This window comes from Limnohabitans sp. WS1 (assembly GCF_003063265.1).
In the GTDB taxonomy this organism is placed as follows: Bacteria; Pseudomonadota; Gammaproteobacteria; order Burkholderiales; family Burkholderiaceae_C; genus Limnohabitans_A.
In genome coordinates this window covers 114,657-139,067 of sequence record NZ_NERU01000007.1, presented here as the reverse complement: position 1 = coordinate 139,067, position 24,411 = coordinate 114,657, and the positions used below count along the sequence as shown (strand labels likewise).

Here is a 24,411-nt window from a genome sequence, read left to right as displayed (position 1 = left end):
CTGCCATGCAACGTCGTCATTTTTTGCAGACTGGCTCCGCTTTGGGCGCCATGGGACTGGTTTCGGGCTGTGCCACCGTGGGCGGCAGCAGCGGCCCCAAGGTGGTGGTCATTGGTGGTGGCTACTCCGGTGCCACAGCCGCCAAATACCTGCGCATGTGGTCTGAGCACAAAATCCAGGTCACCCTGGTCGAACCCAGCGAAGCCTTCATCTCTTGCCCCATCTCCAACTTGGTGATCGGTGGCAGCAAGACCATCGCCGACATCACCACCCCTTATGACAACCTGACCAAACGCCACGGTGTCAAGGTCATCAAGGACCGTGTCAACACCATCGATGCAGACAAGCGCATTGTCAAATTGGCTGGCGGCACTGAGCTGGCCTATGACCGGCTGATCGTTTCGCCCGGCGTGGATTTCATGTGGGAGAGCTTGCCCGGCATGAACAAGGCAGGGGCCAAAGACAAAGTCATGCACGCTTGGAAGGCTGGCGCACAAACCGTGACCCTGCGCAAGCAACTCGAAGCCATGCCCGATGGCGGCGTTTTCGCCATGTCCATTCCGCTGGCCCCCTACCGCTGCCCACCCGGCCCTTACGAGCGTGCTTGCCAGGTGGCTGAATACTTCAGCAAGGCCAAGCCCAAGAGCAAGGTGCTGATTCTGGACGCCAACGACGACGTCACCTCCAAAGGCCCCTTGTTCAAAAAAGCTTGGGCTGAGCGTTACAAAGGCATCGTGGAGTACCGTGGCAAACACAACGTGACCGACGTTGATGCGGCCACCAACACCTTGAAGTTCGAGTTCAACGACGACATCAAGGCCAGCGTGTTGAACGTGATCCCCAATATGCGTGCCGGTGACATTGCCGTCAACGCCGGTCTAGCCACGGCCAACAAGCGCTGGTGCGAAGTGGACTTCCTCACCTTCGAATCCAAGGCCGCCAAAAACGTGCACGTCTTGGGTGACTCGATTCAGATTGCGCCTGGCATGCCCAAGTCCGGCCACATGGCCAACCAACACGGCAAAACCTGTGCAGCAGCAGTCATCGCCTTGTTGATGGGCAAACAAGTCAACCCTATGCCCATCTACAACAACACCTGCTACAGCTTCGTCAGCAGCAAAGATGTGGTCCATGTGGCCAGCGTCCACCGCTATGACGCTGAAAAGAAAACCATGCTCACCGTGCCCGGCTCGGGGGGGGTGTCCAGTGCTGCCAATGAGCTCGAAGGGGTGTATGCCCTGGCTTGGGCGCAAAACATCTGGGCTGACACACTGGCTTGATGCGATCTTGAAGAAACGCCGCCGTCCAAAGACGCGCGGCGTTTTTTTTCGACCATTTTCCGGAGTGTGGCTTTCTTGATCTGAGCGATGTTGACGTGGATCGTGCACACACACCATGGCGGCAAATTGTCGCCCTTGTAAATGGCCGCTGTGGCCGAATCCCTGAGCGGCAAATAAGCGCATCGCCAACAGGGCTGGCGTTTACAAAACGCAGCACATCCTTTTGGGTGCGCTTGCTTTGTGCCCATGGCGTGGTGGTCTTGGCCGATTGGTCACAATAGCGGCCTATGTCTTTTTTCAAAAACATCCCCTACGAGCTGGTGCTGGGCTGGCGCTACACGCGTGCAGGCCGCGCCACCCGGCGAAACGGCTTCATTTCCTTCATCTCGGGGGTGTCCATGATGGGCATTGGCCTGGGGGTGGCGGCGCTCATCATTGTGCTGAGCGTGATGAACGGCTTTCAAAAAGAGGTGCGCGACCGCATGCTGGGCGTGGTCTCGCACATCGAGGTCTATGCCGCTGACGGTGCGGCCGTGGCCGATTTACCCGCCTTGCTGGCCCGCCTGAAGGCCAACCCGCAGGTGCTGGGCGCTGCGCCCTTCATCACCGCGCAGGCCTTGCTGGCCCGGGGTGAGGACATGAAAGGCGTGTTGGTGCGAGGCATCGACCCGGCGCTGGAGCCCGAGGTCAGCGATTTGTCGAACGACACCCAAGTCGGGGTGTTGCAAAGGCTCAAACCCGGCGAGTTCAATTTGGTGCTTGGGCGCGATTTGTCCTACAACCTGGGCCTGCAAAGCGGCGACCCGGTGACGCTGGTGTCACCGTCTGGCCAGGTGACCCCTGCGGGGGTGGTGCCGCGCATGAAGCAAATGGGCGTGCTGGGCACGTTCTCTTCGGGGCACTACGAATACGACTCGGCGCTGGCGCTGATTCACGTTGAAGACGCGGCCCGCATGTTCCGGCTGGAAGGCCCCAGCGGTGTGCGCCTGAAATTGCGCGATTTGCACCAAGCGAGAGACGTGGCGCGAGAGCTGCAATTGGACTTGGGTCCCGGCTTTTTTGTGCGCGACTGGACGCAACAAAACAAAACCTGGTTTGCCGCCGTTCAGGTGGAAAAACGCATGATGTTCATCATCCTCACGCTCATCGTGGCGGTGGCGGCTTTCAATTTGGTCAGCACTTTGGTGATGACGGTGACCGACAAACGCGCCGACATTGCGATCTTGCGCACGCTGGGGGCCAGCCCGCGCAGCATCATGGGTATTTTTGTGGTGCAGGGGGCCACGGTGGGCGTGATCGGCACCATGAGTGGCTTGGCGCTGGGTCTTTTGGTGGCCTTCAACATCGATGTGATCGTGCCCGCGCTGGAGACACTGTTCAACGCCAGCTTTTTGCCACGCGACATTTACCTGATCAGCCGCATGCCCAGCGAGCCTCTGGCCAGCGACATCCTGCCTGTGGCCATCATTTCTTTGGTCTTGGCTTTTGTGGCCACGCTCTACCCCAGCTGGCGTGCCAGCCAAGTCAACCCGGCGGAGGCACTGCGCTATGAATGACACGAAAAACCTGGTGGTGCTGCAGGCCCAGGGCCTGACCAAGCGCTTCACCGAAGGGCGCTTGGACGTGACGGTGCTGCAAGGCGTGGACCTGACCGTGCACGCGGGCGAGACGCTGGCGATTGTGGGTGCTTCGGGCTCGGGCAAGAGCACCTTGCTGCATTTGCTGGGCGGGCTGGACGCCCCCACCCAGGGCACGGTGCAATTGAAGGGCCAGTTGCTGTCGGCCTTGAGTGCCGCCGAGCAAGGCCAGTGGCGCAACCGTTATTTGGGCTTTGTCTACCAGTTCCACCATTTGCTGCCCGAATTCAGCGCCCTGGACAACGTGGCCATGCCGCTGTGGATTCGCCGCCAAGACCGCGCCGAAGCCGCAGCCGTGGCCACAGGCTGGTTGCAGCGTGTGGGTCTGGGCGAGCGCCTGCACCACAGGCCTTCGGAATTGTCGGGCGGCGAGCGCCAGCGTGTGGCGCTTGCCCGCGCTTTGGTGAACGACCCGGCCTGCGTGCTGGCCGATGAGCCCACGGGCAACCTGGACCGCGAAACCGCCGACGGCGTGTTTGCGCTCATGCTTCAGTTGGCCCGCGAGCGCGGCACCGCCTTTGTGGTGGTCACGCACGACCAAGCCTTGGCAGCGCGTTGCGACCGGCAACTGCACTTGGTCAAGGGCGTGTTGCAAGCGCCTGTTTGAAACATTCAAGCCCGAATGTGGATCGATACACACTGCCACCTGGACGCGGCCGAGTTTGATGCCGACCGGGACGCGGTGCGAGAGGCCGCCCACCAAGCGGGCGTGACGCGCTGCGTGATCCCGGCGGTGCACGCGGGGCACTGGCCCCAAGTGGCGCAATTGGCCGAGCGGCATGGCGACGCCTATGCCTTGGGCATCCACCCTTTGTATGTACCGCAAGCGCAAGAAGCCGATCTGCTGGCGCTGGACCGCGCATTGACCGAGCGGCGTGATGACCCGCGCCTGGTGGCCGTGGGCGAGACCGGGCTGGACTTTTTTGTGCCCGAGCTGTGCACGCCTGACATGCGCGAGCGGCAATGGTTTTTTTACACCGCGCAACTGAAGCTGGCCCAAAAGCACGGCCTGCCCGTCATCTTGCATGTGAGGCGCTCGGCCGACCTCTTGCTCAAAGGCTTGCGCCAGTGCCGCATCACCTCAGGCATTGCGCACGCTTTTAATGGCAGCCATCAACAGGCGCAGGCTTTTGTGGACCTGGGTTTTGCTTTGGGCTTTGGCGGCACACTCACCTATGAGCGGTCTTTGCAACTGCGCCGCCTGGCCTGTGAGTTGCCCTTGAGCGCCATCGTGCTGGAGACCGACGCACCCGACATCCCGCCGCAGTGGCTCTACCAAACCGCCGAGCAGCGGGCGCTGGGCGCTGCACAGGGCCGCAACAGCCCGGCCGAGTTGCCGCGCATCGCGCAGGTGCTGGCCGGGTTGCGGGGGGTGTCGCTGGCCGATTTGGCGGCCGCAAGCACCCATAACGCACAGCGGGTTTTGCCCAAACTGGTACCCGCATGACCAAGGCTGTCATGACCAAGGCCTTGCCAGAGTCTTTGGCCAGTCCCCGTTTGCAGGGTTTACCACCGATAGTGGGGCCGGGCACCCGCGTGCTGGTCTTGGGCAGCTTCCCCAGCGTCAAGTCTTTGCAGTTGCAGCAGTATTACGCCCATCCACAAAACCATTTTTGGCGCATCGTTCAAGCCATGTGGCCCGATGCACCTTGGCCCACCAACAAGGACTACGCCCGCCGTTGCCAGTGTTTGCAGGCACTGGGCGTGGGGGTGTGGGATGTGTATGCCGAGTGTGAGCGTGAGGGCAGCCTGGACAGCGCCATTCGCCATGCACAGCTGAACGATTTTCCGGCCTTGTTGCAGCGCTGCCCGCACCTGAGCGTCATCGCCCACAACGGCGGTGAGAGTTTTCGTCACGCGAAAGCGGTCGAAAAATCACTGGCACAAGCGGGTTGGGCCGGGCAAGTCTCGGTCCATCGCCTACCATCGACCAGTCCAGCGAATGCGTCCTGGACATTTGATCAAAAACTCACCGCCTGGCGGGCGGTGCTGAACCCATGACCCGAAAAAAATCCTCTGCTTCCCTCGTGGAACTGCCCGAAGTCAACTTTTCTGAAGACGGCGAAATTCGTTACCTGCACCTGGGCACCGAGTGGATTCAGGGCTCGATGTTTCTGGACCGGCCCTTTGACATTGAGCTGGAATATGTGCAGCGCATGTTTGGCTGGCTCTTGTTCATGCCTGCGGCCGAAGTCAAGGGCGCACACGCCATGCAGCTGGGTTTGGGGGCGGGCACCATCACCAAGTTTTGCTACAAAAAACTCAAGATGACCTGCACGGCGGTGGAGTTGAATCCGGGCGTGCTGCACGCCTGCCGAGGCTGGTTTCGTTTGCCGCCCGATGATGAGCGTTTGAAGGTGGTGCTGGCCGATGCGGCCGAGGAAATTCAGAAGGACGAGTGGCGCGGCACCGTGGATGCGCTGCAAGTGGACTTGTACGACGAAGAGGCCGCCGCCCCGGTGCTGGACACGCCCGATTTTTACCGCAACTGCCGTGAGTTGTTGACACTGCAAGGCTGCATGACGGTGAACTTGTTTGGCCGCTCGTCAAGCTATGCCGAGAGCGTGGAAAAGATTTGCGCCGCTTTTGGCGAAGATGCAGTGTGGGCTTTCAAGCCCACACGAGAGGGCAACGCCATCGTGTTGGCGCAACGCACCGCCAGCCGTCCATCGCGCGATGCTTTGCTGGCAGCGGCCAGCCAGATCGAGGCCCAATGGGGGTGGCCTGCCGTCAAGTGGCTCAAAGTATTCAAACCCTTGGTGAAATAACTTTTTCTCGAAACTTACGGGTCAAAACAGGGCTTTGGCATCCGGGTTAACCATGGTTTCGTCACCCCGGGGACATAGGTGTAACCCACATCACAAAAGACGCAATGTTCACGCAGAATCTGCTCAACTCAAAACAGAGGAGATATCTTGTGAACATCATCAAAAGTCAAAAAGACTTTTTCGCTGGGCTGTTCTACACCGTAGCAGGTGCAGCCTTTGCCATTGGCGCGACCAATTACAACGTGGGCACCGGCGCCCGCATGGGGCCGGGTTACTTTCCCTTGTTGCTCGGTGTTTTGTTGGCAGTGATCGGTGCCTTTGTCATGTTCAAAGCGCTGACCGTCGAGACCCAAGACGGTGAAAAGATTGGTGCTTGGGCTTGGAAGCCTTTGTTCTTCATCATCGCCGGCAACTTGTTGTTTGGCATTTTGCTGGGGGGCTTGCCCAGCATCGGTGTGCCCGCCATGGGTTTGATCGTGGCCATCTTTGGCACCACCTTGGTGGTCAGCTTGGCGGGTGACACATTCAAGCTCAAAGAGGTCTTGATTTTGGCCACCATCCTGTCCATTGGCAGTTATTGCGCTTTTGTGCTGCTTCTCAAGTTGCAGTTTCCGGTCTGGCCCACCTTCATCACCGGTTGAGGAGAAATAATTCATGGAACTGTTTGACAACTTGGCTCTCGGTTTTGGGGTGGCGTTCACCTTTCAAAACCTGATTTACGCGTTCATCGGCTGTTTGCTGGGCACCTTGATTGGGGTCTTGCCAGGTGTGGGTCCTGTGGCCACCATCGCCATGCTTTTGCCCGCCACCTATGCACTGCCCCCTGTGGCTGCGCTGATCATGTTGGCCGGTATTTACTACGGTGCCCAATACGGCGGCTCCACCACCGCGATTTTGGTCAACTTACCCGGCGAAGCCTCGTCGGTGGTGACCATGATTGACGGCTACCAAATGGCCCGCAAAGGCCGCGCCGGTCCCGCTTTGGCGGCCGCTGGTTTGGGCTCGTTTTTTGCTGGTTGCGTGGGCACCTTGATTTTGGCCGCCTTCGCAGGCCCCTTGACCGAAGTCGCTTTCAAATTCGGCCCTGCCGAGTATTTCTCGCTCATGGTGCTGGGTTTGATTGGTGCTGTGGTGTTGGCATCAGGCTCCCTCATCAAAGCGGTCGGCATGATCGTGTTGGGTCTGTTGATGGGCCTGATCGGCACCGACGTGAACTCGGGTGTGGCCCGTTTCAGCTTTGACATCCCTGAGTTGACCGACGGCGTGGGCTTCATCGTGATCGCCATGGGCGTGTTCGGCTACGGCGAGATCATCTCCAACCTGTCCAAGCCCGAAGAAGACCGCGAGGTTTTCACGGCCAAAGTGACCGGCTTGATGCCCAGCGCTGAAGACTTCAAAAACATGGTGCCTGCCGTGTTGCGTGGCACGGCCTTGGGTTCTGCTTTGGGCATCTTGCCCGGTGGTGGTGCCTTGTTGGCAGCTTTTGCGGCCTACACCATCGAGAAGAAAACCAAGCTTCGTCCAGGTGAAGTGCCTTTCGGTCAAGGCAACATCCGTGGTGTCGCATCGCCCGAGTCGGCCAACAACTCGGCCTCGCAAACTTCCTTCATTCCTTTGCTGACATTGGGCATTCCGCCCAACGCCGTGATGGCTTTGATGGTGGGCGCGATGACCATCCACAACATCCAGCCTGGTCCTCAGGTGATGACCAGCAACCCCGAGTTGTTCTGGGGCTTGATTGCCTCGATGTGGATCGGCAACGCGATGCTCATCATCTTGAACCTGCCTTTGATCGGCATCTGGATCAAGTTGCTGTCGGTGCCTTACCGCTGGTTGTTCCCGGCCATTGTGTTGTTCTGCGCGATTGGCGTGTATTCGACCAACAACAACACCTGGGACATCTGGATGGTGGCTGGCTTTGGTGTGGTGGGCTACACCTTCATCAAACTGGGCATGGAACCAGCACCCCTGTTGCTGGGCTTCATCCTGGGGCCCATGATGGAAGAAAACCTGCGCCGCGCCATGCTCTTGTCGCGTGGTGACTGGAGTGTGTTTGTCACGCGCCCCTTGTCGGCAGGCTTGCTGGCTGCGGCTTTGCTGCTCTTGATCATCGTGGCATTGCCCTCGATCAAGTCCAAGCGTGAAGAGGCTTTTGTTGAAGAGTAAGGCTTTGACTTGACGCACTGACAACGGCCTCTTCGGAGGCCGTTGTCGTTGGTGCATACGCAAAGTCCAGACAGGGATGGGGTTCACTGTGGTCTTGTCGCTTGAGTGCGGCAGACCTGACCACCGTCTGAGAAAATAATGCTCTGCAGGCAAGTTTTCAGTGTGTTCACAACAGGAAGGTTTCCGTGAAAAAAAGAAATTGGCTCAAATGTCTGTGTGTTTCGGCATTGACCTTGGCAACTTGGAGCGTGGCCCAAGCCCAAAGTTACCCCACCAAACCGGTGCGTTTGTTGGTGCCCTTTCCGGCAGGTGGTGCGACCGATTTGTTTGCCCGCACCTTGTCGCAAAAAATCAGCGAAAAATTGGGTCAATCTTTGGTGGTTGAAAACCGCCCCGGCGCTGGCGGCACTTTGGGCTCTGACTTGGCGGCCAAGGCCAACCCCGATGGCTACACGCTGCTGCTGTCGACCTCCAGCACGCACTCGATCGGCCCCAACCTGAACCCGCGCATGCCTTATGACGCGGTGCGTGACTTCACCCCCATTGTCCATTTGGGCAACGCGCCCAGCATCATGCTAGTGCCCAACAACTCGCCCGCCAAAACCGTCAAGGAATGGGTCGAGTACGCCAAGAAAAACCCCGGCCGCCTCAACTACGCCTCGAGTGGTAACGGCACCATCGTGCAGTTGTCGGCCGAGCTGTTCAAGGCCCAGGCCGATGTGTTTGTGGTGCACATCCCCTACAAGGGCACGGCACTGGCCATTCCCGATCTGATTTCCGGCAAAGTGGACGTGCTGTTTGACAGCCTGCCCACCGGCATGCCGCATGTGCGCGACGGCCGCTTGCGTGCTTTGGGCGTGACCACCCTCAAGCCCACAGCGCTTGCACCGGGCATCCCCGCCATTGCCGATGTGTTGCCCGGCTACGAATCCAACACCTGGTTTGGTTTCTTTGGCCCTAAAAACCTGCCCGCCGAGGTCGTTACCCGCATCAACACGGCGGCCAACCAGGTGCTCAAAGACCCTGAAGTGATGGACAAGCTTTTGCGCTTTGGCATTGAGCCCGTAGGCGGCACGCCCGCCCAGTTCACTACCATGCTGGCCAGCGAGTCGGCCAAGTGGAAAAAGATCATCACCGACCGCAAGATCACCTTGGAATGACATGAACTTCGATTACCAATTTCCTTACACCAGCACCCGCTTGCCGCTGTTTGCGCGCAATGTGGTCTCCACCTCTCACCCCTTTGCCGCACAGGCCGGCTTGCGCATGATGCTCAAGGGCGGCAACGCAGTCGACGCAGCCATTGCCGCTGCCGCCGTCATCACCCTGACCGAGCCGGTGAGCTGTGGCCTGGGCTCTGACGCGTTTGCCATTTTGTGGGACGGCAAAGAGCTGCACGGCCTCAACTCGTCCGGCCCCGCGCCCGCCACCTGGACGCCCGAATACTTTCACCGCAAATACGGTGCCGAGACCAAAACACCACCCAAGCGCGGCTTTGACTCGGTCACCGTGCCCGGTGCCGTGGCCGGTTGGGTGGCCCTGAGCGACCGCTTTGGCAAACTGCCTTTTGCAGACCTGATGGAGCCCGCCATCGAGGTGGCCGAGCGTGGTTATTTGATCCCGGTGGTGGTGCAGCAAAAGTGGGCCGCCGCCACGCCCGAGCTGCAGTCACAGCCCGGCTTTGCACAAAGCTTTTTGCCTTGGGGTCGTGCGCCGCAAGTGGGTGAGTTGTTCCAGTTCAAGAATGCAGCCCGTGGCCTCAAAGCCATCGCCGCCACCAAGGGCCAAGCGCTGTATGGCGGCGAGATCGCTGAAGCCATTGAAAAGTTTGCCAAAGAAAACGGCGGCAGCATCACCGCCAAAGACCTGGCCGACTTCAAACCCGAATGGGTCAAGCCCATGGCGCAAGACTACCGGGGTTACACCCTGCACGAGATCCCGCCCAACGGCCAAGGCATTGCGGCCTTGATCGCACTCGGCATCCTGTCCAACTTCGACATGGCCAGCCACAAGGTGGACAGTGCTGATTCGCAGCACCTGCAGATCGAGGCGATGAAGCTCGCCTTTGCCGATACCTACCGCTACGTGGCCGACCCGCGTTTCATGGAGTTGCCACCCGAGCAAATGCTGGACCCGGCTTATCTGGCCAGCCGCGCCAAGCTGATCGACATGAACAAGGCGCAAAATTTCAAGGCGGGCAACCCGGTCAAGGGCGGCACGATTTACCTCACGGCCGCCGATGAAAACGGCATGATGATCAGCTTCATCCAGAGCAACTACATGGGCTTTGGTTCCGGTGTGGTGGAGCCGACATACGGCATCAGCTTGCAAAACCGGGGCCACGGCTTCAGCACCGACCTGCAGGGCCAAAACCCCGCCAACCTGGTGTTGCCGGGCAAACGGCCTTTCCAGACCATCATCCCGGCCTTTGTCACTAAAGATGGCCAGCCGGTCATGAGCTACGGCGTGATGGGTGGCAATATGCAGCCGCAAGGCCACATGCAAACTCTGGTGCGCATGCTCGACTACGGCCAAAACCCGCAAGCGGCGTGTGACGCACCGCGCTGGCGCTACAACTCGGGCTTGAACATCAACGTCGAAGCGGCCATGAATGGCCAGACGGTGCAAGAGCTGATCGCACGCGGCCACCAGTTGGACGTCATCAGCGACTCGTATCAAGACTTCGGTGCAGGCCAGTTCATTTGGCGCATGGGTGACCCCGCAGTGCAGGGCTACCAAGCCGCCAGCGACCCGCGCCGCGACGGCCAGGCCGTGGGCTTTTGATGTCGGGCTTGCCCGCCCCTTCGCTCACCTCGGGCTTGCTGCTGGCTGCGGCAGGCTCCATCGCTTTCAGCGGCAAGGCCATCATCGTCAAACTGGCCTATCGCCACGGTGTCGATGCCGTCAGCTTGCTCATGCTGCGCATGTTGTTTGCGCTGCCCATGTTTTTGTTGATGGCGTGGTGGGCCGGGCGGGGCAAGGCACCGTTGACGCGTGCCGACTGGCTGGGTGTGATAGGGCTGGGCTTTTGCGGCTACTACCTGTCGAGTTTTCTGGACTTTTTGGGCTTGGCTTACATCAGTGCCTCGCTGGAAAGACTGATCCTTTACCTCAACCCCACACTGGTCTTGGTACTGGGTTGGTTTTTGTTCAAAAAACGCATCACACCCCGCCAAGGCGTGGCCATGGCCATCAGTTATTCGGGGGTGTTGTTGGTGTTCGGGCACGAGCTCAGCTTGCAAGGCCCCGATGCCGCTTTGGGGGCGGTGTTGGTGTTTTTGAGCGCCGTCAGCTACGCGATTTACCTCACTTACAGCGGCGAGTTGGTGAAACGCTTGGGTTCTTTGCGCCTGGCCGGTTGGGCCACGTCGGTCGCTTGCGTGTTTTGCCTCTTGCAATACGCCTTGCTCAAACCCTTGGTCTGGGCTGACACCCCCGAGCCTGTGCTTTGGCTGTCCTTGCTCAATGCCGTGGCCTGCACGGCCTTGCCGGTCTTGATCGTCATGATGGCCATTGAGCGCATTGGGCCAGCCTTGACCTCCCAGATCGGCATGATTGGCCCCATGTCCACCCTGATCATGGGGGTGTGGATTTTGGGCGAACCCTTCAATGCCTGGATCATTGCGGGCACGGCCCTGGTTTTAGGGGGCGTATTTTGGGTCACGCGGCCAGCAGGCCGCACCGTTTAAGCCGGTCAACAGACCGCACAACATCATCAACTTCAGGAGATCAACATGGATTTGGGCATTGCAGGCAAATGGGCTTTGGTGGGTGGCGCAAGCAAGGGCTTGGGCTGGGGTTGCGCACGGGCCTTGGCCCTGGAAGGCGTGAACGTGGTCATGGTGGCACGCGGCGCCGAGGTGCTGAACAAGGCCGTTGAAGACTTGCGTACCGAGACCGGTGGCCAAGTGCAACTGATCGGCGTGGCGGTGGACATCACCACCGAAGCCGGACGCGAAGCCATCTGGAACGTGGCAGGCGGCCCCGGCAAAGACTACGACATCGTGGTGACCAACGCGGGCGGCCCACCGCCCGGGGATTTTCGCGACTGGAACCGCGAAGCCTGGATCAAGGCCATCGACGGCAACATGCTCACCCCCATCGAACTCATCAAAGCCACCGTGGACCGCATGGCCGCACGCGGCTTTGGCCGTATCGTCAACATCACCAGCAGCGCCGTCAAAGCGCCCATCGACGTGCTGGGCCTGTCCAACGGCGCACGCAGCGGCCTGACCGGCTTTGTGGCGGGCGCATCGCGCAGCGCCATCGCGGCCAAAGGCGTGACCATCAACAACCTGCTGCCCGGCAAATTTGACACCGACCGCATCCGCTCGACCTTGCCCGCCATGGCGCAAAAGCAAGGCAAAACCGTGGAAGAAATGCGTGCCATTCAGCAAGCGCAAATCCCGGCCGGGCGCTACGGCAACCCACAAGAGTTTGGTGCCATCTGCGCCTTCTTGTGCAGCCAGCATGCGGCTTACATGACGGGTCAGAACGTGTTGGCCGATGGGGGGTCTTACGCGGGGACGTATTGATGCCGTTCAGTGGACTGCTTTGAAGCGCTGCCATCGCTGACAGGCGATGGCAGCAGCTTTATCGCTGGATTGCAGGGTCACGCAGAGTTGAGGTCGTGGGTCGCGGGGCTTCTTTAGGCTGACAGCGGACATCACAGTTGTTCGACTGATTTTTTGCATCCGCCATAAGCAGTCACTGGCCAAGCAGTGCATCCAGGGACCGGTCTACAACCCACAGCCGTCACAGCTCAAAGGGCACTTGAAATGACCCCGGAGTATGACTGCTTGTGGCCTGGTCCCCACCCAAAGTTCGAGCGTCACATCGAATCCAGATGTTCCTTGATCCTGGCAAGCAGTTGGTCAAATTCCGGCTGACCTCGGTAATAAAGTGCAGATGATTGACGGTATTCCCGAGCGAAGAGGTCTCGCTGCACAGGATCATTCAGTGTGAATGCGGGATTTCTGGCAATGACCAACTCATCACCGGACCGGAAGCGCTGAACCTTGCGTTCTTGGTAGGCGGTCGTCTGCATGAACGCTTGCACCTCCTGAAGCCCAAGAAGGCAGTACACGTCGTAATAGTGCCGAAGGAAATTGGCGGGGAAGGCCTTGGCTTCGGCAAGCCGCCTGTACTTGGTCGAGATGGTCTGGAGTTTCTCAACGAAGGTGTGCGTGGGCGCGTAACAAGGGACATTCACAGCGCGGTTGTCCAAGACCTGAATATCTCGATCCCGGGCAAACTCCAAAGCCCACGAAGAAATGGTCACAGCGCGATTGGGCGCCGTGTCATCAAAGCCCAGCTCCAGCAAGATGCCATCTTTCACGCCGGACAAGGTGGTCGTGCGCGGGTAATAGTTCAGGCGAATGCCGGCACTGCGCATCTTGTCATCATCAAAAAAGGTGTCCCGCTCGACGCTGTCGACGCCAGGAATGCGGATGCGTTTGGCCAGCTCGTCGTAAAAGGCCAGCCGCGATGCGATGTGTGCCGGCTTGTCCTGGTTGCGACCGGTTTTCACGTCCAAGTCAGCTGGTGGCTCGATGCGGATGTCAATGTCTTCCGAAAACCGATGAATCACCCCAAAGCCTTTGGATAAGGACGTGCCACCTTTGAGCTCGAACACAAAACCCTGAGCCTGAAGGCCCCACAGGCCATGCATGATCCAGTAGTCTTTTTCGACCAGCATGGGATCAAGTCCCCGGTCGTTGGCGACGACCGCAAGCAATTGGTCGAAGTCGCGCCGGTCGTGGAGAAATTCAAGCACCCATCCACTCCCGAAAGCGTTTGCGTGTGGCCATGTTGCCGTAGTTTTTGACAGCCTCCTGCAAGCGCTTGAGATCAAAGGAGGACAACTTGCTGCGGGCCTGGCTGAGCACCACATCGCGGTCTTCGGCCAGTTCGTTCAGGTTGTTGAGCAAATCCACGTAGAGGAACTCCCGGCTCAGCTTTTTGGGAAAGCGTGGCTTCACCCGGAAGTCGAACTGTCGATTGCCCAGTTGGAAGACGCCATGGCGCTTGTGGTTGTAGACCAGCGTGCAGTTGTAGAGTTGGGTGGTGCCCAGACCCACTGCGTTGTAAGCCGAAGGCGAGAACACCAGAAATTCCTTGTCCCGCAGAAAGCCTTTCACCACCTGATCGTCGGCAGGCGGGAGTGGACCAAAGCTGGATTGTTTGGGTGCGTGGTAAAGCCCTTGGGCCAGTTTTTGAAGCTTACCGATGGCCACCAGTTCGTGCAGATGCCGATCAATGGCATTGCTCAGAAAAGCCAAATCCTCGCGCCGGTAGACGTGGCCGGGGCGCAAGCCATCCGCCAGGTGAGCCGTGGCGCCCTTCAAAGACGGGGTGTGCAGTAAGGCAGCGGCAGTCATGAATGTCTCTTCATTGAAGTTTCATGCATTTTACTGATTTTGCCTATCATGTCGGCAGTGCCCTGCGGACCGGACATGGGTCTTGATCGAGATGGTCGCGCGTGAAAGTCCGCTCTCCGACTCGGCTTTTAGTTGGGAATAAAAAATGGGCGGCAGCACTTGCTCCAAACGAGTCTTTCGTCAAATCTCTGTCCGTGCTCGCAGCAAAAATCAATGGTTGAAATTTCTGCTTCAGCGGGGTCAAAACCGCTCGTCTTATTTCCTTGAAGACACCCAAATCCCGCCAATGATCAGCGCAAACGCCAGCCCGTGGAAGAGCTGGGGCAACTCGCCCAAAAAGGCGGCTGAGAAGATGGCCGCAAACAGCGGGGTGAGGTTGGCAAAAAAGCCCGCCACTGCAGGGCCTGCCTGCTGGATGCCCAGGCCCCAGCAGCGGTAGGCCAGCACGGCCGGGCCCACGGCCACAAAGGCCAGCGCACTGACGAGCGGCCAGCCCCAAGTGATGTGCGCATCGGTCAGGCCCCATTCCATGCCCGCAAACAGGCCCGACCAGGCCAGGCCAAACACCACCTGTGCGAGCAAGAATGCCGCCCAGTCGTTTCGGATGGCTTCGGGCTCGTCTTTGCGGCTGAGCAGCCAGCTGTACCAAGACCAGCAGGCCGTGGCCAGCAAAATGAACAGGTCACCGATCACCAAGCGCACCGCCATGAGCTGGGTCCAGTCGCCGCGCGACAAGACCACCAGCACGCCCACAATAGACAACACCGCGCCGTAGATTTGGGCGCGGCGCACCGGGGCCTGAAAAAACAGTGCCCCGATGGCCAGCATCCACACCGGGCTGCTGGCGGCCACCAGGGTCACATTCAATGGGGTGGAGGTTTGCAGGGCCAGGTATTGCAGCGCGTTGTAGCAGCCCACACCCAACAAACTGAGCAGCGCAAAACGACGCCAGTGCTGCCACAGGCCACTGTTGCGCTTCAAGACCCAGGCCGCCAAAGGCAGCAAAATGAACAAGGCCACAGCCCAGCGCAAAAAGTTGAGTGTGATGGGCGGCACCAGATCGCTGACCAGGCGGCCCACCACTGCGTTGCCTGCCCACAGCAAAGGCGGCACGGTCAGCAGCAAGGCGGTCAGGGGCGAGAGTTTTTGAGACATGAGTCACTGTATCGGCACTCGGGTTTTCCCGCTGTCGCCAAACTGTCCCCCAACTGCCCCTGTTTTCGGCTCGGGCTCATGTTTCGTGGCAAAGTGTTCAGTTTGAAATCACCATTCCAACAGGAGAACACCATGAGCCTTGCAGTCCAGATCGACCAGAACGGCGGTCCCGAAGTCATGAAACTGGTCGATGTGACCGTGGGCGAACCCGGCCCTGGCGAGATCCGCATCCGCCACAAAGCCATCGGCCTGAACTTCATTGACGTTTACCAGCGCGGTGGTTTGTATCCGCTGCCCATGCCCCTCAAATTGGGCATGGAAGGCTCGGGCGTGGTCGAAGCCGTGGGCGAGGGCGTGACGCACTTGCAAGTGGGCGACCGCGCGGCCTATGCCAGCCAGCCGCCCGGCAGCTACTGCGAAGTGCGTGTGATGCCTGCCAAGTGCGTGTGCAAGCTGCCCGATGCGATCTCGTTCGAGACGGGCGCGGCCATGATGCTCAAGGGTCTGACGGCGCAGTATTTGCTCAAGCGCACGCTGCCCCAGGGTGGCCTGAAAGCCGGTGACTTTGTGCTGTTCCACGCCGCAGCCGGTGGTGTTGGCCTGATCGCCTGCCAGTGGGCCAAGGCCTTGGGTCTGCGCCTGATCGGCACTGCGGGCAGTGACGCGAAGTGCGCACTGGCTTTGGCCAACGGCGCGGAGTTCTGCATCAACTATTCGACCGAAGATTTCCAGGCCAAGGTCAAAGAGATCACGGGCGGCAAGGGCGTGAAGGTGGTTTACGACTCTGTGGGCAAGGACACCTGGGACAAGTCGCTCGACTGCTTGGCCCCCTTCGGTTTGATGGCCAGCTTTGGCAATGCCTCAGGCCCTGTGGCCCCGTTTGCGCCGGGCATCCTCGGCCCCAAGGGCTCGATTTATGTGACACGCCAGACCTTGTTCAGCCACATCACCACCCGCGAAAATACGCAGGAAATGGCCGATGATTTGTTCGAAGCCGTGACCAGCGGTAAGGTCAAGATCCACATTGACCAGACCTTCCCGCTGGCGCAAATTCAGGATGCCCACATCGCCCTGGAAGCCCGCAAAACCACGGGTTGCACCATCATCACTTTGTGAGGCTGTTGGGGGGCGGCGTGTGGTGATGCTCTGTGGGGGCGGCGCCTGATGGGCGCGGCACCCGGTGGGCGCGGCACCCGGTGGGCGCGGCATCTGATGTGATCTGCACCCTGTAGGAGCGACGCCCTCGTCGCGATAGCCCCTTTGTGATCCACGAGTCATCGCCCTGGGGGCGGGGCTCCTGCAAAAGTCAATGGGCGCTCAATTGAGCGCCCATTTCTTGTGGTTATCACCCTGCCCCAGCGGCAGGGTGGTCATCAGACCGATCAGGCCGCCAGCTTGGCCTTGGGTGCGATGGTCTCGAGCGCATCACTCAAGATCTGCAGGGTGCGGGGCACTTGGTGCCATTTGTCCAGGCCAAACAAGCCCATGCGGAAGGTGCGGAAGTCCGCAGGTTCGTCGCACTGCAAGGGCACACCCGCAGCGGTTTGCAGGCCCAAGGCCAAGAACTTCTTGCTGCTTTGGATGTCCGGATCGGTGGTGTAGCTCACCACCACGCCGGGCGCTTCGAAACCGGGCGCGGCCACACTGGGGAAACCGTGCTCCAGAAGCATTGAGCGCACTTGACGACCCAGTGCCATTTGTTCTTCACGCACCTTGGCAAAACCATAGGCTTCGGTTTCCAACATGGCTTCTTGCAGGCGTTGCAGCGCATCGGTGGGCAAGGTGGTGTGGTACATGTGGGCACCACTTTCGTAGGTCTCCATCACTTGCAACCATTTTTTCAGGTCCATGGCAAAGGTGGTGCTGGTCGTGCTGTCGATGGCTTGGCGGGCACGTTCGCTCAGCATGACCATGGCACAGCAGGGCGAGCTGCTCCAGCCCTTTTGTGGTGCGCTGATCAGCAAGTCCACACCCGTGGCTTTCATGTCGACCCACATGGCACCCGAGGCAATGCAGTCCAGCACAAACAAACCGCCCACCGCGTGCACAGCGTCGGACACAGCCTTGAGGTAATCGTCGGGCAGCATCATGCCAGCGGCGGTCTCCACATGCGGCGCGAACACCAAAGCGGGTTTTTCAGCGGCAATGGCGGCTTTGACTTCTTCGATGGGGGCAGGCGCCCAAGCTGCTTGTGAGCCCGCAGCGATGCGGCGAGCCTTGAGCACGCTGTGGCTCTTGGGAATCTGGCCCATGTCAAAAATCTGCGTCCAGCGGAAGCTGAACCAGCCGTTGCGGATCACCATGACGTGCTGGTTGGTCGCGAACTGGCGGGCCACCGACTCCATGCCGAAAGTGCCACTGCCGGGCACCAGCGCGACCGAGTGGGCACCGTACACGGTTTTGAGCATGCGTGAGATGTCGGTCATCACGCCGCCAAAGCGCTTGGACATGTGGTTCAGGGCGCGGTCGGTGTAGACCACTGAAAATTCAAGCAGACCATCGGGGTCAATGTGGGGCAGCAATCCGGGCATGGGAGTCTCCGTTTTTCAATCAGGTCAAATAGCTTAACCGAGTTCAGCGTCCGCGCCGCACGCGCAGGATTTCGTCCAGGATCAGCAGTGCGGCGCCCACGCTGATGCCAGCGTCAGCGACGTTGAATGCCGGAAAGTGCCAAACGCCCCAGTAAAAGTCTAAAAAATCGACCACGTAGCCATGCAGCAGGCGGTCGATCACGTTGCCAATCGCCCCCCCCAGAATGAGCGAAATGGCCAGGCTGAAGAGCTTTTGGCCGGGGTGGGCACGCAGCATCCAGACCATGAAGATGGCCGCAGCCACACCGATGCCCGTGAAAAACCAGCGCTGCCAACCACCAGCACCCGCCAGAAACGAGAATGCCGCGCCGTGGTTGTGCACCCGCACCAAGTTAAAAAACGAGGTGATGGGCGTGCTGTCTCCCAGCTGAAAAACGCCCAGCACCAACACCTTGGTGAACTGGTCGAGCACCAACACCAGCAAGGCGATGCCCAGCCAAAGGGCCATGCCTGAGCGGTTGCCCGAACCGCTTTTGCTGAATTTTTTGGAACTGGCCATGGACTTGCCTTGTCTGGGTTGTGCGTGAAGGTCAGGCAACGTGGCGTGTTTCGCCAGCGCCATGCAGGTTGCTCACGCAGCGCCCGCAAATGGTGGGGTGAGCCGCGTCTTGGCCCACGTCGTCCGCGTAGTGCCAGCAGCGTTCGCACTTGGTGGCTTGGCTGGCCGTGACCTGCACCGCCAGCGCCTCGCCCGCTTGCAAAGTGACTTTGGACGTGATGAAAACAAACTTGATGTCAGCGCCCAGGCTGGCCAACAGGGCGTGGTCTGCCGCAGGGGCGGTCAGCGTGATCTCGGCTTGCAGCGACGCGCCCACTTGGCCTGCGGTGCGCAGGTTTTCGATGTCCTTGTTGGCCAGGTCGCGGATTTCGCGGATGCGGGCCCACTTGGCGAGCAGCTGCTCATCGGCCGCGCCAAAGTCGCCGAAGGTTTCCAGGAAGATGGATTCGGAGGTGCCGAAAGTCTTCCAAGCTTCTTCGGCCGTGAAGGACAGGAAAGGTGCCATCCAGCGCAGCATGCCGTGGGTGATGCGCCACAAAGCGGTTTGGGCACTGCGGCGTGCCAGGCTCTTGGGGGCGGTGGTGTACAGGCGGCCCTTGAGCACGTCCAGATAGAACGCACCCAGGTCTTCCGAGCAGTAGATCTGCAGTTTGGAGACCACGGGGTGGAACTCGTACTTGTCGAAGTGGGCGCGGATATCGGCCTGCAACTCGGCGGCGCGGGCCAGGGCAAAGCGGTCGATTTCCAGCAGCTGGTCGTCGGGCACGGTGTCTGTGGCCGGGTCGAAGTCGCTCACGTTGGCCAGCAAGAAGCGCAAGGTGTTGCGGATGCGGCGGTAGGCATCCACCACGCGGGCGAGGATCTTGTCGTCGATGTTCAGGTCGCCTGAGTAGTCGGTGCTGGCCACCCACAGGCGCACGATTTCCGCGCCCATCTTGGAGTTGATGGTTTGGGGCTCGACGGTGTTGCCCAAGCTTTTGCTCATCTTGCGGCCTTGGCCGTCGGTGGCAAAGCCGTGGGTCAGCAAACCGCGGTAGGGCGCACGGTCGTACAAGGCGCAGCCCAGCAGCAGCGAGCTGTGGAACCAACCGCGGTGCTGGTCGTGGCCTTCGAGGTACAGGTCAGCCTCTGGGCCTTGGTCGTGGAAAGGCGCCACGCCATACGCGTCTTTGTGGCTGGTGCGCAGCACATGCTGGAAGGTGGAGCCGGAGTCGAACCAGACTTCCAGAATGTCGGTGCTCTTGGTGTAGCTGGGCGCATCGGCCGCACCCAGAATCTCTTCCACCGTCACGCGGCTCCAAGCTTCGATGCCGCCTTTTTCGACGATGTCAGCGGCCTGGTCCAGGATGGCCATGGTGTTGGGGTGCAGCTCGCCACTGTCCTTGTGCAAGAAGAAGGGCACGGGCACGCCCCATGAGCGCTGGCGCGAGATGCACCAGTCGGGGCGGTTGGCGATCATGTCGCGCAGGCGGGTTTTGCCGTTTTCTGGATAGAACTGGGTTTGCTCGATGGCGTCCAGTGCCAGCTGGCGCAGGGTCTTGGGGGCTTTGTCCTTCGTGAACACGCCCTCGCCCTCGTCCATGCGCACAAACCATTGGGCGGCAGCGCGGTAGATGACGGGGGTTTTGTGACGCCAGCAGTGCGGGTAGCTGTGGGTGATGGTCACGGTGGACAGCAAGCGGCCCGCGTTGCGCAGGGCATCGAGTACCACGGGGATGGCTTTCCAGATGTGCAGACCGCCAAACAGCGGGAAGTCGGCCGCGTAGGTGCCGTTGCCTTGCACCGGGTTCAGGATGTCGTCGTACTTCAGGCCGTTGGCGATGCAGGAGTTGAAGTCGTCCACGCCATAAGCGGGCGAGGAGTGGACCAAGCCCGTGCCGTCGCTGTCACTGACGTATTCGGCCAGGTACACGGGCGACAGGCGCTTGTAGCCCGCGTCCACGTCGTACAAGGGGTGGCGGAAGTTCAGGCCGCCCAGCGCGGTGCCCTTGGCAGTGGCGAGCACCGTGCCGCCTTGCAGGCCAAAGCGCTCCAGGCATTTGTCCACCAGCGACTCGGCCAGCACCAGGCAGCCCTTGTCGGTTTGAACCAGCGCATAGGTCAGCTCGGGGTGGGCGTTCAGGGCCTGGTTGGCGGGGATGGTCCAGGCGGTGGTGGTCCAGATCACGGCAAAGCCGCTTTGACCAGCGGGCAAAGCAGTCAGGCCAAAGGCTGCAGCCAGCGCGGCCGCGTCATCGGTTTCAAAGGCCACGTCCAGCGTGTCGCTTTGCTTGTCCTGGTATTCGATCTCGAACTCGGCCAGGGAAGAGCCGCAGTCAAAACACCAGTACACGGGCTTGAGGCCGCGGTAGACAAAACCGCGCTCGATCACGCGCTTGAAGGCGCGGATTTCACCGGCTTCGTTGGCCGGGTCCATGGTGCGGTAAGGGCGTTCCCAGTCGCCCAGCACGCCCAGGCGCTTGAAGTCTTCGCGCTGCTGGCCGATTTGCTCGGTGGCAAAGGCGCGGCTTTTGGCCTGCATGTCGTCGCGGCTCAGGTTGCGGCCATGCAGTTTTTCAATCGCGTTTTCGATCGGCAGGCCGTGGCAGTCCCAGCCGGGGATGTACTGAGCGTCAAAGCCAGCGAGCTGCTTGGACTTGACGATCATGTCTTTCAGCACTTTGTTCAGCGCGTGGCCGATGTGCAGTTTGCCGTTGGCGTAGGGCGGGCCGTCGTGCAGCACAAACAGCGGGGCGCCTTGACGGGCGGCGCGCAGTTTCTTGTACAAACCGCCGTCGTTCCAGTCGTTCACCCAACCCGGCTCGCGCTTGGGCAGGTCGCCGCGCATCGGGAAAGGGGTGTCCATCATGTTGATGCGGGTATCGGGGTTCTGGGTTTTGTCGGTCATGGTGCGTCGGGTCGAGAGGGCTTCGACAAGCTCAGCCCGAGCGGCGGGCCGTTCGGAGAGATCAAGAGGGGGTGGGCCGTGGAGGTCGTTTGCCCTGAGCCTGTCGAAGGCGGCAAACGAGGGCCGGAGCGTCAAATTCGGTCGCGGGTGGTTTGGCGGCTGGTTTCACCATGGCGCGAAGCAAACCACGCCTGTGCGTCGTCGCAGTCTTTGGCGATGCCCTTTGTCAGGGCGTCCAGACCGTCGTATTTGAGTTCGTCGTGTAATTTATGCAGCAATTCCACCCGAATGATTTTACCGTAGCCCCCCTCGACCCCCAGTTGGGCTGGCCAGTCGAAGGCATGGGTCTCCAGCAGCACACGCCCGCCGTTGACGTCATTCGGGTCGAGCGAGGGGCGTATGCCCAAGTTGGCCACGCCCTTCAAGGGCTGATCGGCCAGGCCATGCACCTGCACCACAAAGATGCCGCTGGCGGCGGGTTTCCAGTGCGAAAAACGCAAATTCAGGGTGCGAAAGCCGTCGCCCGCGCCTTCGGCCGTTGCCGCCAACTCTCGGCCCAGCTTGCGCCCGTGCACCACATGGCCGCTGATGCTGTAGGGGCGGCCGAGCAGGGCCTGCACCGCTGGCAGGTCGCCTTTGGCCAGCGCATCGCGCACGGCCGAGCTGGACACGCGCAGGCCGTGCACCTCGTAGCTGTTCATGCGTGCCACATCAAAGCCCAGGTTTTGGCCTGCAGCGTCGAGCATGGCGTAGTCGCCCGCGCGTTTCGCGCCAAAGCGGAAATCGTCGCCCACCAGCACATAGCGCACGCCCAGGCCCTGCACCAGCACTTGCTGGATGAAGTCTTCGGGTGACTGGCTGGCCAGACGGGCATCAAAGGGCAGCACCACCACTTGGTCGACGCCGCAGCGCTCGAGTTCTTGCAGTTTGTCGCGCAGCGTGGCGATGCGGGCCGGGGCCAACTCGGGCTTGTTCAGGGCCTTGGCAAAGTAGTCGCGCGGGTGGGGCTCGAAGGTCATGACGCAGCTGGGCACACCCCGGTGTGCGGCTTCGCTGCGCAAGAGGGCCAGCATGGCCTGGTGCCCGCGGTGCACGCCGTCAAAGTTGCCAATGGTCAGGGCACAGGCGGGAGCCAAGTCGGGGTGGTGGAAGCCTCGGAAAACCTTCATGTCGCTGCTCATGTCCTGCCTGTGCGCTGGGCCCAAGCGCCAGCTTTCACGGATTTGTCAATGTAAGAGGGTATATTGTGACCGAGCCCGATCCCTTCATCCTTGCTCTCCAAGGCATGAGGAGCGATCGAGACGGAACTTTTCGTGTCAGTGGTTTTTTAAACTGTTGGATGGAGGCGTCTGTGAAGGTTTTGAAACTCTCGGCCCAAGGCTTGCCGCAATCGTGGATCACACTGGAGCAAGCCGTCACCCATTACGCAGCGGACGAGGTGCGCTGGGAAGCGGGCCAGCAGGTGGCCGTGTTCCATGGCGGACACAACGCGCTCACTGGCCAGCAATCCATCATCACCGTCAACAGCATCATTGGCACCCAGGGGGTGCCCCGCATCAACCCCTTTGACATGCGCTCGGGTTTGACCAACCCCAAGTTGTTTGTGCGCGATCGCAATGTGTGTGCCTATTGCGGGGGGCATTTTCACGAGTCAGTGCTGACCCGTGAACACATCGTGCCCCTGTGCCAAAACGGCCCTGACCACTGGATGAATGTGGTGACAGCTTGCCGCTCATGCAATCACCGCAAAAGCAGCCGTACGCCCGAGCAAGCCCATATGCCTTTGCTGTACGCCCCCTATGTGCCCAGCCTGTGGGAAGACTTCATCTTGCGCAACCGCCGCATCCTGAGTGACCAGATGGCGTTTTTGATGGCGCATGTGCCCAAGAGTTCACGTTTGATGGTTTGAGTGTTGTGGGGCAGGGCCAAACAAGCTGGCCCAATGCGAAAAATCTTTGCCTATTTTTTGAATACCAAAGGTATCATTTCATGATCTGGTGGTATTCAGGAGAGACAGCATGCAAAGACGTCAATTTGTGCCCTCTTTGGCGCATTCAGGGTTCAGTCCACCGTTTCACAAGGGCCAGGATTCTCATCTCGGTGCCCACTTGCAACATGGGTCAGCACCATCACGGGTTGACCGCCGTCAAGCCTTGATGGCCTGCGTCTTTGGGGCGTGGTGGCTGCCCACTGTGGGGGCACAGGCCGCTTCTCCTGACCGACCCACAGCCGCCGTCAAGGAGGTGCAACTCGCCCTTGTTTGGTCGCCTACGCGGTCGCCCCATGGTTTTTTGGTGAGTGAAAAATTCGACGGTGTGCGAGCCGTGTGGGATGGCCAGGTCTTGCGCTTTCGCAGCGGCCGCCCCATCGCGGCCCCGGTTTGGTTCACATCGGCCTTGCCCCGGCAGTCCTTGGACGGTGAGTTGTGGATGGGGCGCGGCACTTTTGACCGACTCTCCGGTGTGGTGCGTCAAGCGGTGCCGAACGACGAGGCCTGGCGTGCTGTGAAGTACCTGGTTTTCGATGCCCCAAGGCACATCGCGGCTTATGCAGAAAGGGTGCGTGGGCTGCAGTCTGCGTTGGCGGCAGCCCGTGTGCCTTGGTTGATGCCGGTGGCCCATCAAACAGTCAAGGACCCGCAGGATTTGCAAAGCTTGCTGGCCGATACCGTGCGTCAAGGGGGTGAAGGTTTGATGCTGCACCGTGCCGATGCCTTGTGGCAATCCGGGCGAACCGATGCTTTGTACAAGTTCAAACCCGACTTGGATGAAGAGGGTTTGGTGGTGGGACATCAAACAGGCAAAGGGCGGTTGTCAAACCAAACGGGGGCCTTGCTTTTGGAGACCCCCCAAGGCCAGCGATTTGCTTTGGGTTCGGGCTTGAGTGACGCCCTGCGCCGTGACCCACCGCCCGTGGGGGCTTGGGTGACCTACCGCTACCAAGACCGCACGCCTTCAGGATTGCCCCGATTTGCCAGTTTTGTGCGTGTGCGTGACCCGGAATGAACAATGCTCCGACCTGGGTCGGAGCATCAAAGCGGGTGACCGA

The 24,411-nt window shown here is 60.3% G+C and carries 22 protein-coding genes; 15 read left to right on the top strand and 7 right to left on the bottom strand.

The genetic code is table 11. The features are described from left to right. Positions 1–5 precede the first annotated feature (5 nt). The 12 genes from B9Z48_RS10980 (at position 6) to B9Z48_RS10925 (ending at position 12,386) form a co-directional block, all read left to right on the top strand. A complete protein-coding gene (locus tag B9Z48_RS10980; protein ID WP_108378357.1) occupies positions 6–1,280 on the top strand; it encodes an FCSD flavin-binding domain-containing protein in 1,275 nt (424 codons plus the stop codon). A gap of 287 nt (positions 1,281–1,567) precedes the next feature. Next, positions 1,568–2,836, top strand: a complete 1,269-nt coding sequence (locus B9Z48_RS10975; protein WP_108378355.1) for a lipoprotein-releasing ABC transporter permease subunit — start codon at positions 1,568–1,570, stop codon at positions 2,834–2,836. Further along, complete coding sequence (gene lolD / locus B9Z48_RS10970; RefSeq protein WP_108378353.1) at positions 2,829–3,524, top strand: lipoprotein-releasing ABC transporter ATP-binding protein LolD; 696 nt, start codon at positions 2,829–2,831, stop codon at positions 3,522–3,524. Before B9Z48_RS10975 ends, lolD begins: the two co-directional genes overlap by 8 nt. Positions 3,525–3,539: 15 nt before the next feature. Beyond that, positions 3,540–4,364 (top strand): TatD family hydrolase, encoded by an 825-nt coding sequence (locus tag B9Z48_RS10965; RefSeq protein ID WP_108378351.1) that lies wholly within the window; start codon positions 3,540–3,542, stop codon positions 4,362–4,364. Continuing rightward, positions 4,361–4,918, top strand: a complete 558-nt coding sequence (locus B9Z48_RS10960) for a DNA-deoxyinosine glycosylase (protein WP_228769226.1) — start codon at positions 4,361–4,363, stop codon at positions 4,916–4,918. Before B9Z48_RS10965 ends, B9Z48_RS10960 begins: the two co-directional genes overlap by 4 nt. Then, positions 4,915–5,685 carry a spermidine synthase gene (locus B9Z48_RS10955; protein WP_089957305.1) on the top strand — a complete coding sequence of 257 codons (771 nt, stop codon included), beginning with the start codon at positions 4,915–4,917 and terminating at the stop codon, positions 5,683–5,685. Before B9Z48_RS10960 ends, B9Z48_RS10955 begins: the two co-directional genes overlap by 4 nt. Positions 5,686–5,834: 149 nt before the next feature. Continuing rightward, positions 5,835–6,326: a tripartite tricarboxylate transporter TctB family protein gene (locus B9Z48_RS10950; protein ID WP_228769225.1), complete on the top strand. Its 492-nt coding sequence runs from the start codon at positions 5,835–5,837 to the stop codon at positions 6,324–6,326. Between the two features lie 13 nt (positions 6,327–6,339). Next, complete coding sequence (locus tag B9Z48_RS10945) at positions 6,340–7,851, top strand: tripartite tricarboxylate transporter permease (protein ID WP_089957301.1); 1,512 nt, start codon at positions 6,340–6,342, stop codon at positions 7,849–7,851. A gap of 185 nt (positions 7,852–8,036) precedes the next feature. After that, positions 8,037–9,011 (top strand): tripartite tricarboxylate transporter substrate binding protein, encoded by a 975-nt coding sequence (locus tag B9Z48_RS10940; RefSeq protein WP_089957298.1) that lies wholly within the window; start codon positions 8,037–8,039, stop codon positions 9,009–9,011. A 1-nt stretch (position 9,012) separates the two neighbouring features. Then, positions 9,013–10,635: a gamma-glutamyltransferase family protein gene (locus B9Z48_RS10935; RefSeq protein ID WP_108378349.1), complete on the top strand. Its 1,623-nt coding sequence runs from the start codon at positions 9,013–9,015 to the stop codon at positions 10,633–10,635. Then, positions 10,635–11,540, top strand: coding sequence for a DMT family transporter (locus B9Z48_RS10930; RefSeq protein WP_089957294.1), 906 nt, complete (start codon positions 10,635–10,637; stop codon positions 11,538–11,540). The genes B9Z48_RS10935 and B9Z48_RS10930 overlap by 1 nt, the downstream gene beginning before the upstream one ends. 45 nt (positions 11,541–11,585) lie before the next feature. Beyond that, positions 11,586–12,386 (top strand): SDR family oxidoreductase, encoded by an 801-nt coding sequence (locus B9Z48_RS10925; RefSeq protein WP_089957292.1) that lies wholly within the window; start codon positions 11,586–11,588, stop codon positions 12,384–12,386. 296 nt (positions 12,387–12,682) lie between these two features. Here B9Z48_RS10925 and B9Z48_RS10920 read toward each other — a convergent pair whose 3' ends face one another. The 3 genes from B9Z48_RS10920 to B9Z48_RS10910 form a co-directional block, all read right to left on the bottom strand. Beyond that, on the bottom strand, positions 12,683–13,627 hold the full coding sequence (locus tag B9Z48_RS10920) for a nucleotidyl transferase AbiEii/AbiGii toxin family protein (RefSeq protein ID WP_089957290.1): 945 nt from the start codon (positions 13,625–13,627) through the stop codon (positions 12,683–12,685). Continuing rightward, positions 13,620–14,231: a hypothetical protein gene (locus tag B9Z48_RS10915; protein ID WP_228769224.1), complete on the bottom strand. Its 612-nt coding sequence runs from the start codon at positions 14,229–14,231 to the stop codon at positions 13,620–13,622. The genes B9Z48_RS10920 and B9Z48_RS10915 overlap by 8 nt, the downstream gene beginning before the upstream one ends. A 255-nt stretch (positions 14,232–14,486) precedes the next feature. Further along, entirely contained in the window at positions 14,487–15,386 is a 900-nt protein-coding gene (locus tag B9Z48_RS10910; protein WP_089957288.1) for a DMT family transporter, read from the bottom strand. Positions 15,387–15,518: 132 nt separating this feature from the next. Here B9Z48_RS10910 and B9Z48_RS10905 point away from each other — a divergent pair, with 132 nt between their 5' ends. Then, positions 15,519–16,502: a quinone oxidoreductase gene (locus B9Z48_RS10905; RefSeq protein WP_089957532.1), complete on the top strand. Its 984-nt coding sequence runs from the start codon at positions 15,519–15,521 to the stop codon at positions 16,500–16,502. A 266-nt stretch (positions 16,503–16,768) separates the two neighbouring features. Here B9Z48_RS10905 and B9Z48_RS10900 read toward each other — a convergent pair whose 3' ends face one another. The 4 genes from B9Z48_RS10900 to B9Z48_RS10885 all read right to left on the bottom strand — a co-directional run bounded on the left by B9Z48_RS10900 (position 16,769) and on the right by B9Z48_RS10885 (position 22,532). Continuing rightward, the gene (locus B9Z48_RS10900) at positions 16,769–17,917 is read right to left on the bottom strand and encodes an aminotransferase class V-fold PLP-dependent enzyme (RefSeq protein WP_089957284.1); all 1,149 of its coding nucleotides are present in this window, start codon (positions 17,915–17,917) and stop codon (positions 16,769–16,771) included. A gap of 43 nt (positions 17,918–17,960) precedes the next feature. Continuing rightward, the gene (gene lspA, locus B9Z48_RS10895) at positions 17,961–18,476 is read right to left on the bottom strand and encodes a signal peptidase II (RefSeq protein WP_089957529.1); all 516 of its coding nucleotides are present in this window, start codon (positions 18,474–18,476) and stop codon (positions 17,961–17,963) included. Positions 18,477–18,507: 31 nt separating this feature from the next. After that, positions 18,508–21,363: an isoleucine--tRNA ligase gene (gene ileS / locus B9Z48_RS10890; RefSeq protein WP_108378347.1), complete on the bottom strand. Its 2,856-nt coding sequence runs from the start codon at positions 21,361–21,363 to the stop codon at positions 18,508–18,510. Positions 21,364–21,494: 131 nt separating this feature from the next. Next, positions 21,495–22,532, bottom strand: a complete 1,038-nt coding sequence (locus tag B9Z48_RS10885) for a bifunctional riboflavin kinase/FAD synthetase (protein ID WP_108378440.1) — start codon at positions 22,530–22,532, stop codon at positions 21,495–21,497. Between the two features lie 182 nt (positions 22,533–22,714). Here B9Z48_RS10885 and B9Z48_RS10880 point away from each other — a divergent pair, with 182 nt between their 5' ends. Then, positions 22,715–23,272: an HNH endonuclease gene (locus B9Z48_RS10880; protein WP_089957522.1), complete on the top strand. Its 558-nt coding sequence runs from the start codon at positions 22,715–22,717 to the stop codon at positions 23,270–23,272. 109 nt (positions 23,273–23,381) lie between these two features. Next, positions 23,382–24,368 carry a DNA ligase gene (locus B9Z48_RS10875; RefSeq protein ID WP_228769223.1) on the top strand — a complete coding sequence of 329 codons (987 nt, stop codon included), beginning with the start codon at positions 23,382–23,384 and terminating at the stop codon, positions 24,366–24,368. Positions 24,369–24,411: the final 43 nt, after the last annotated feature.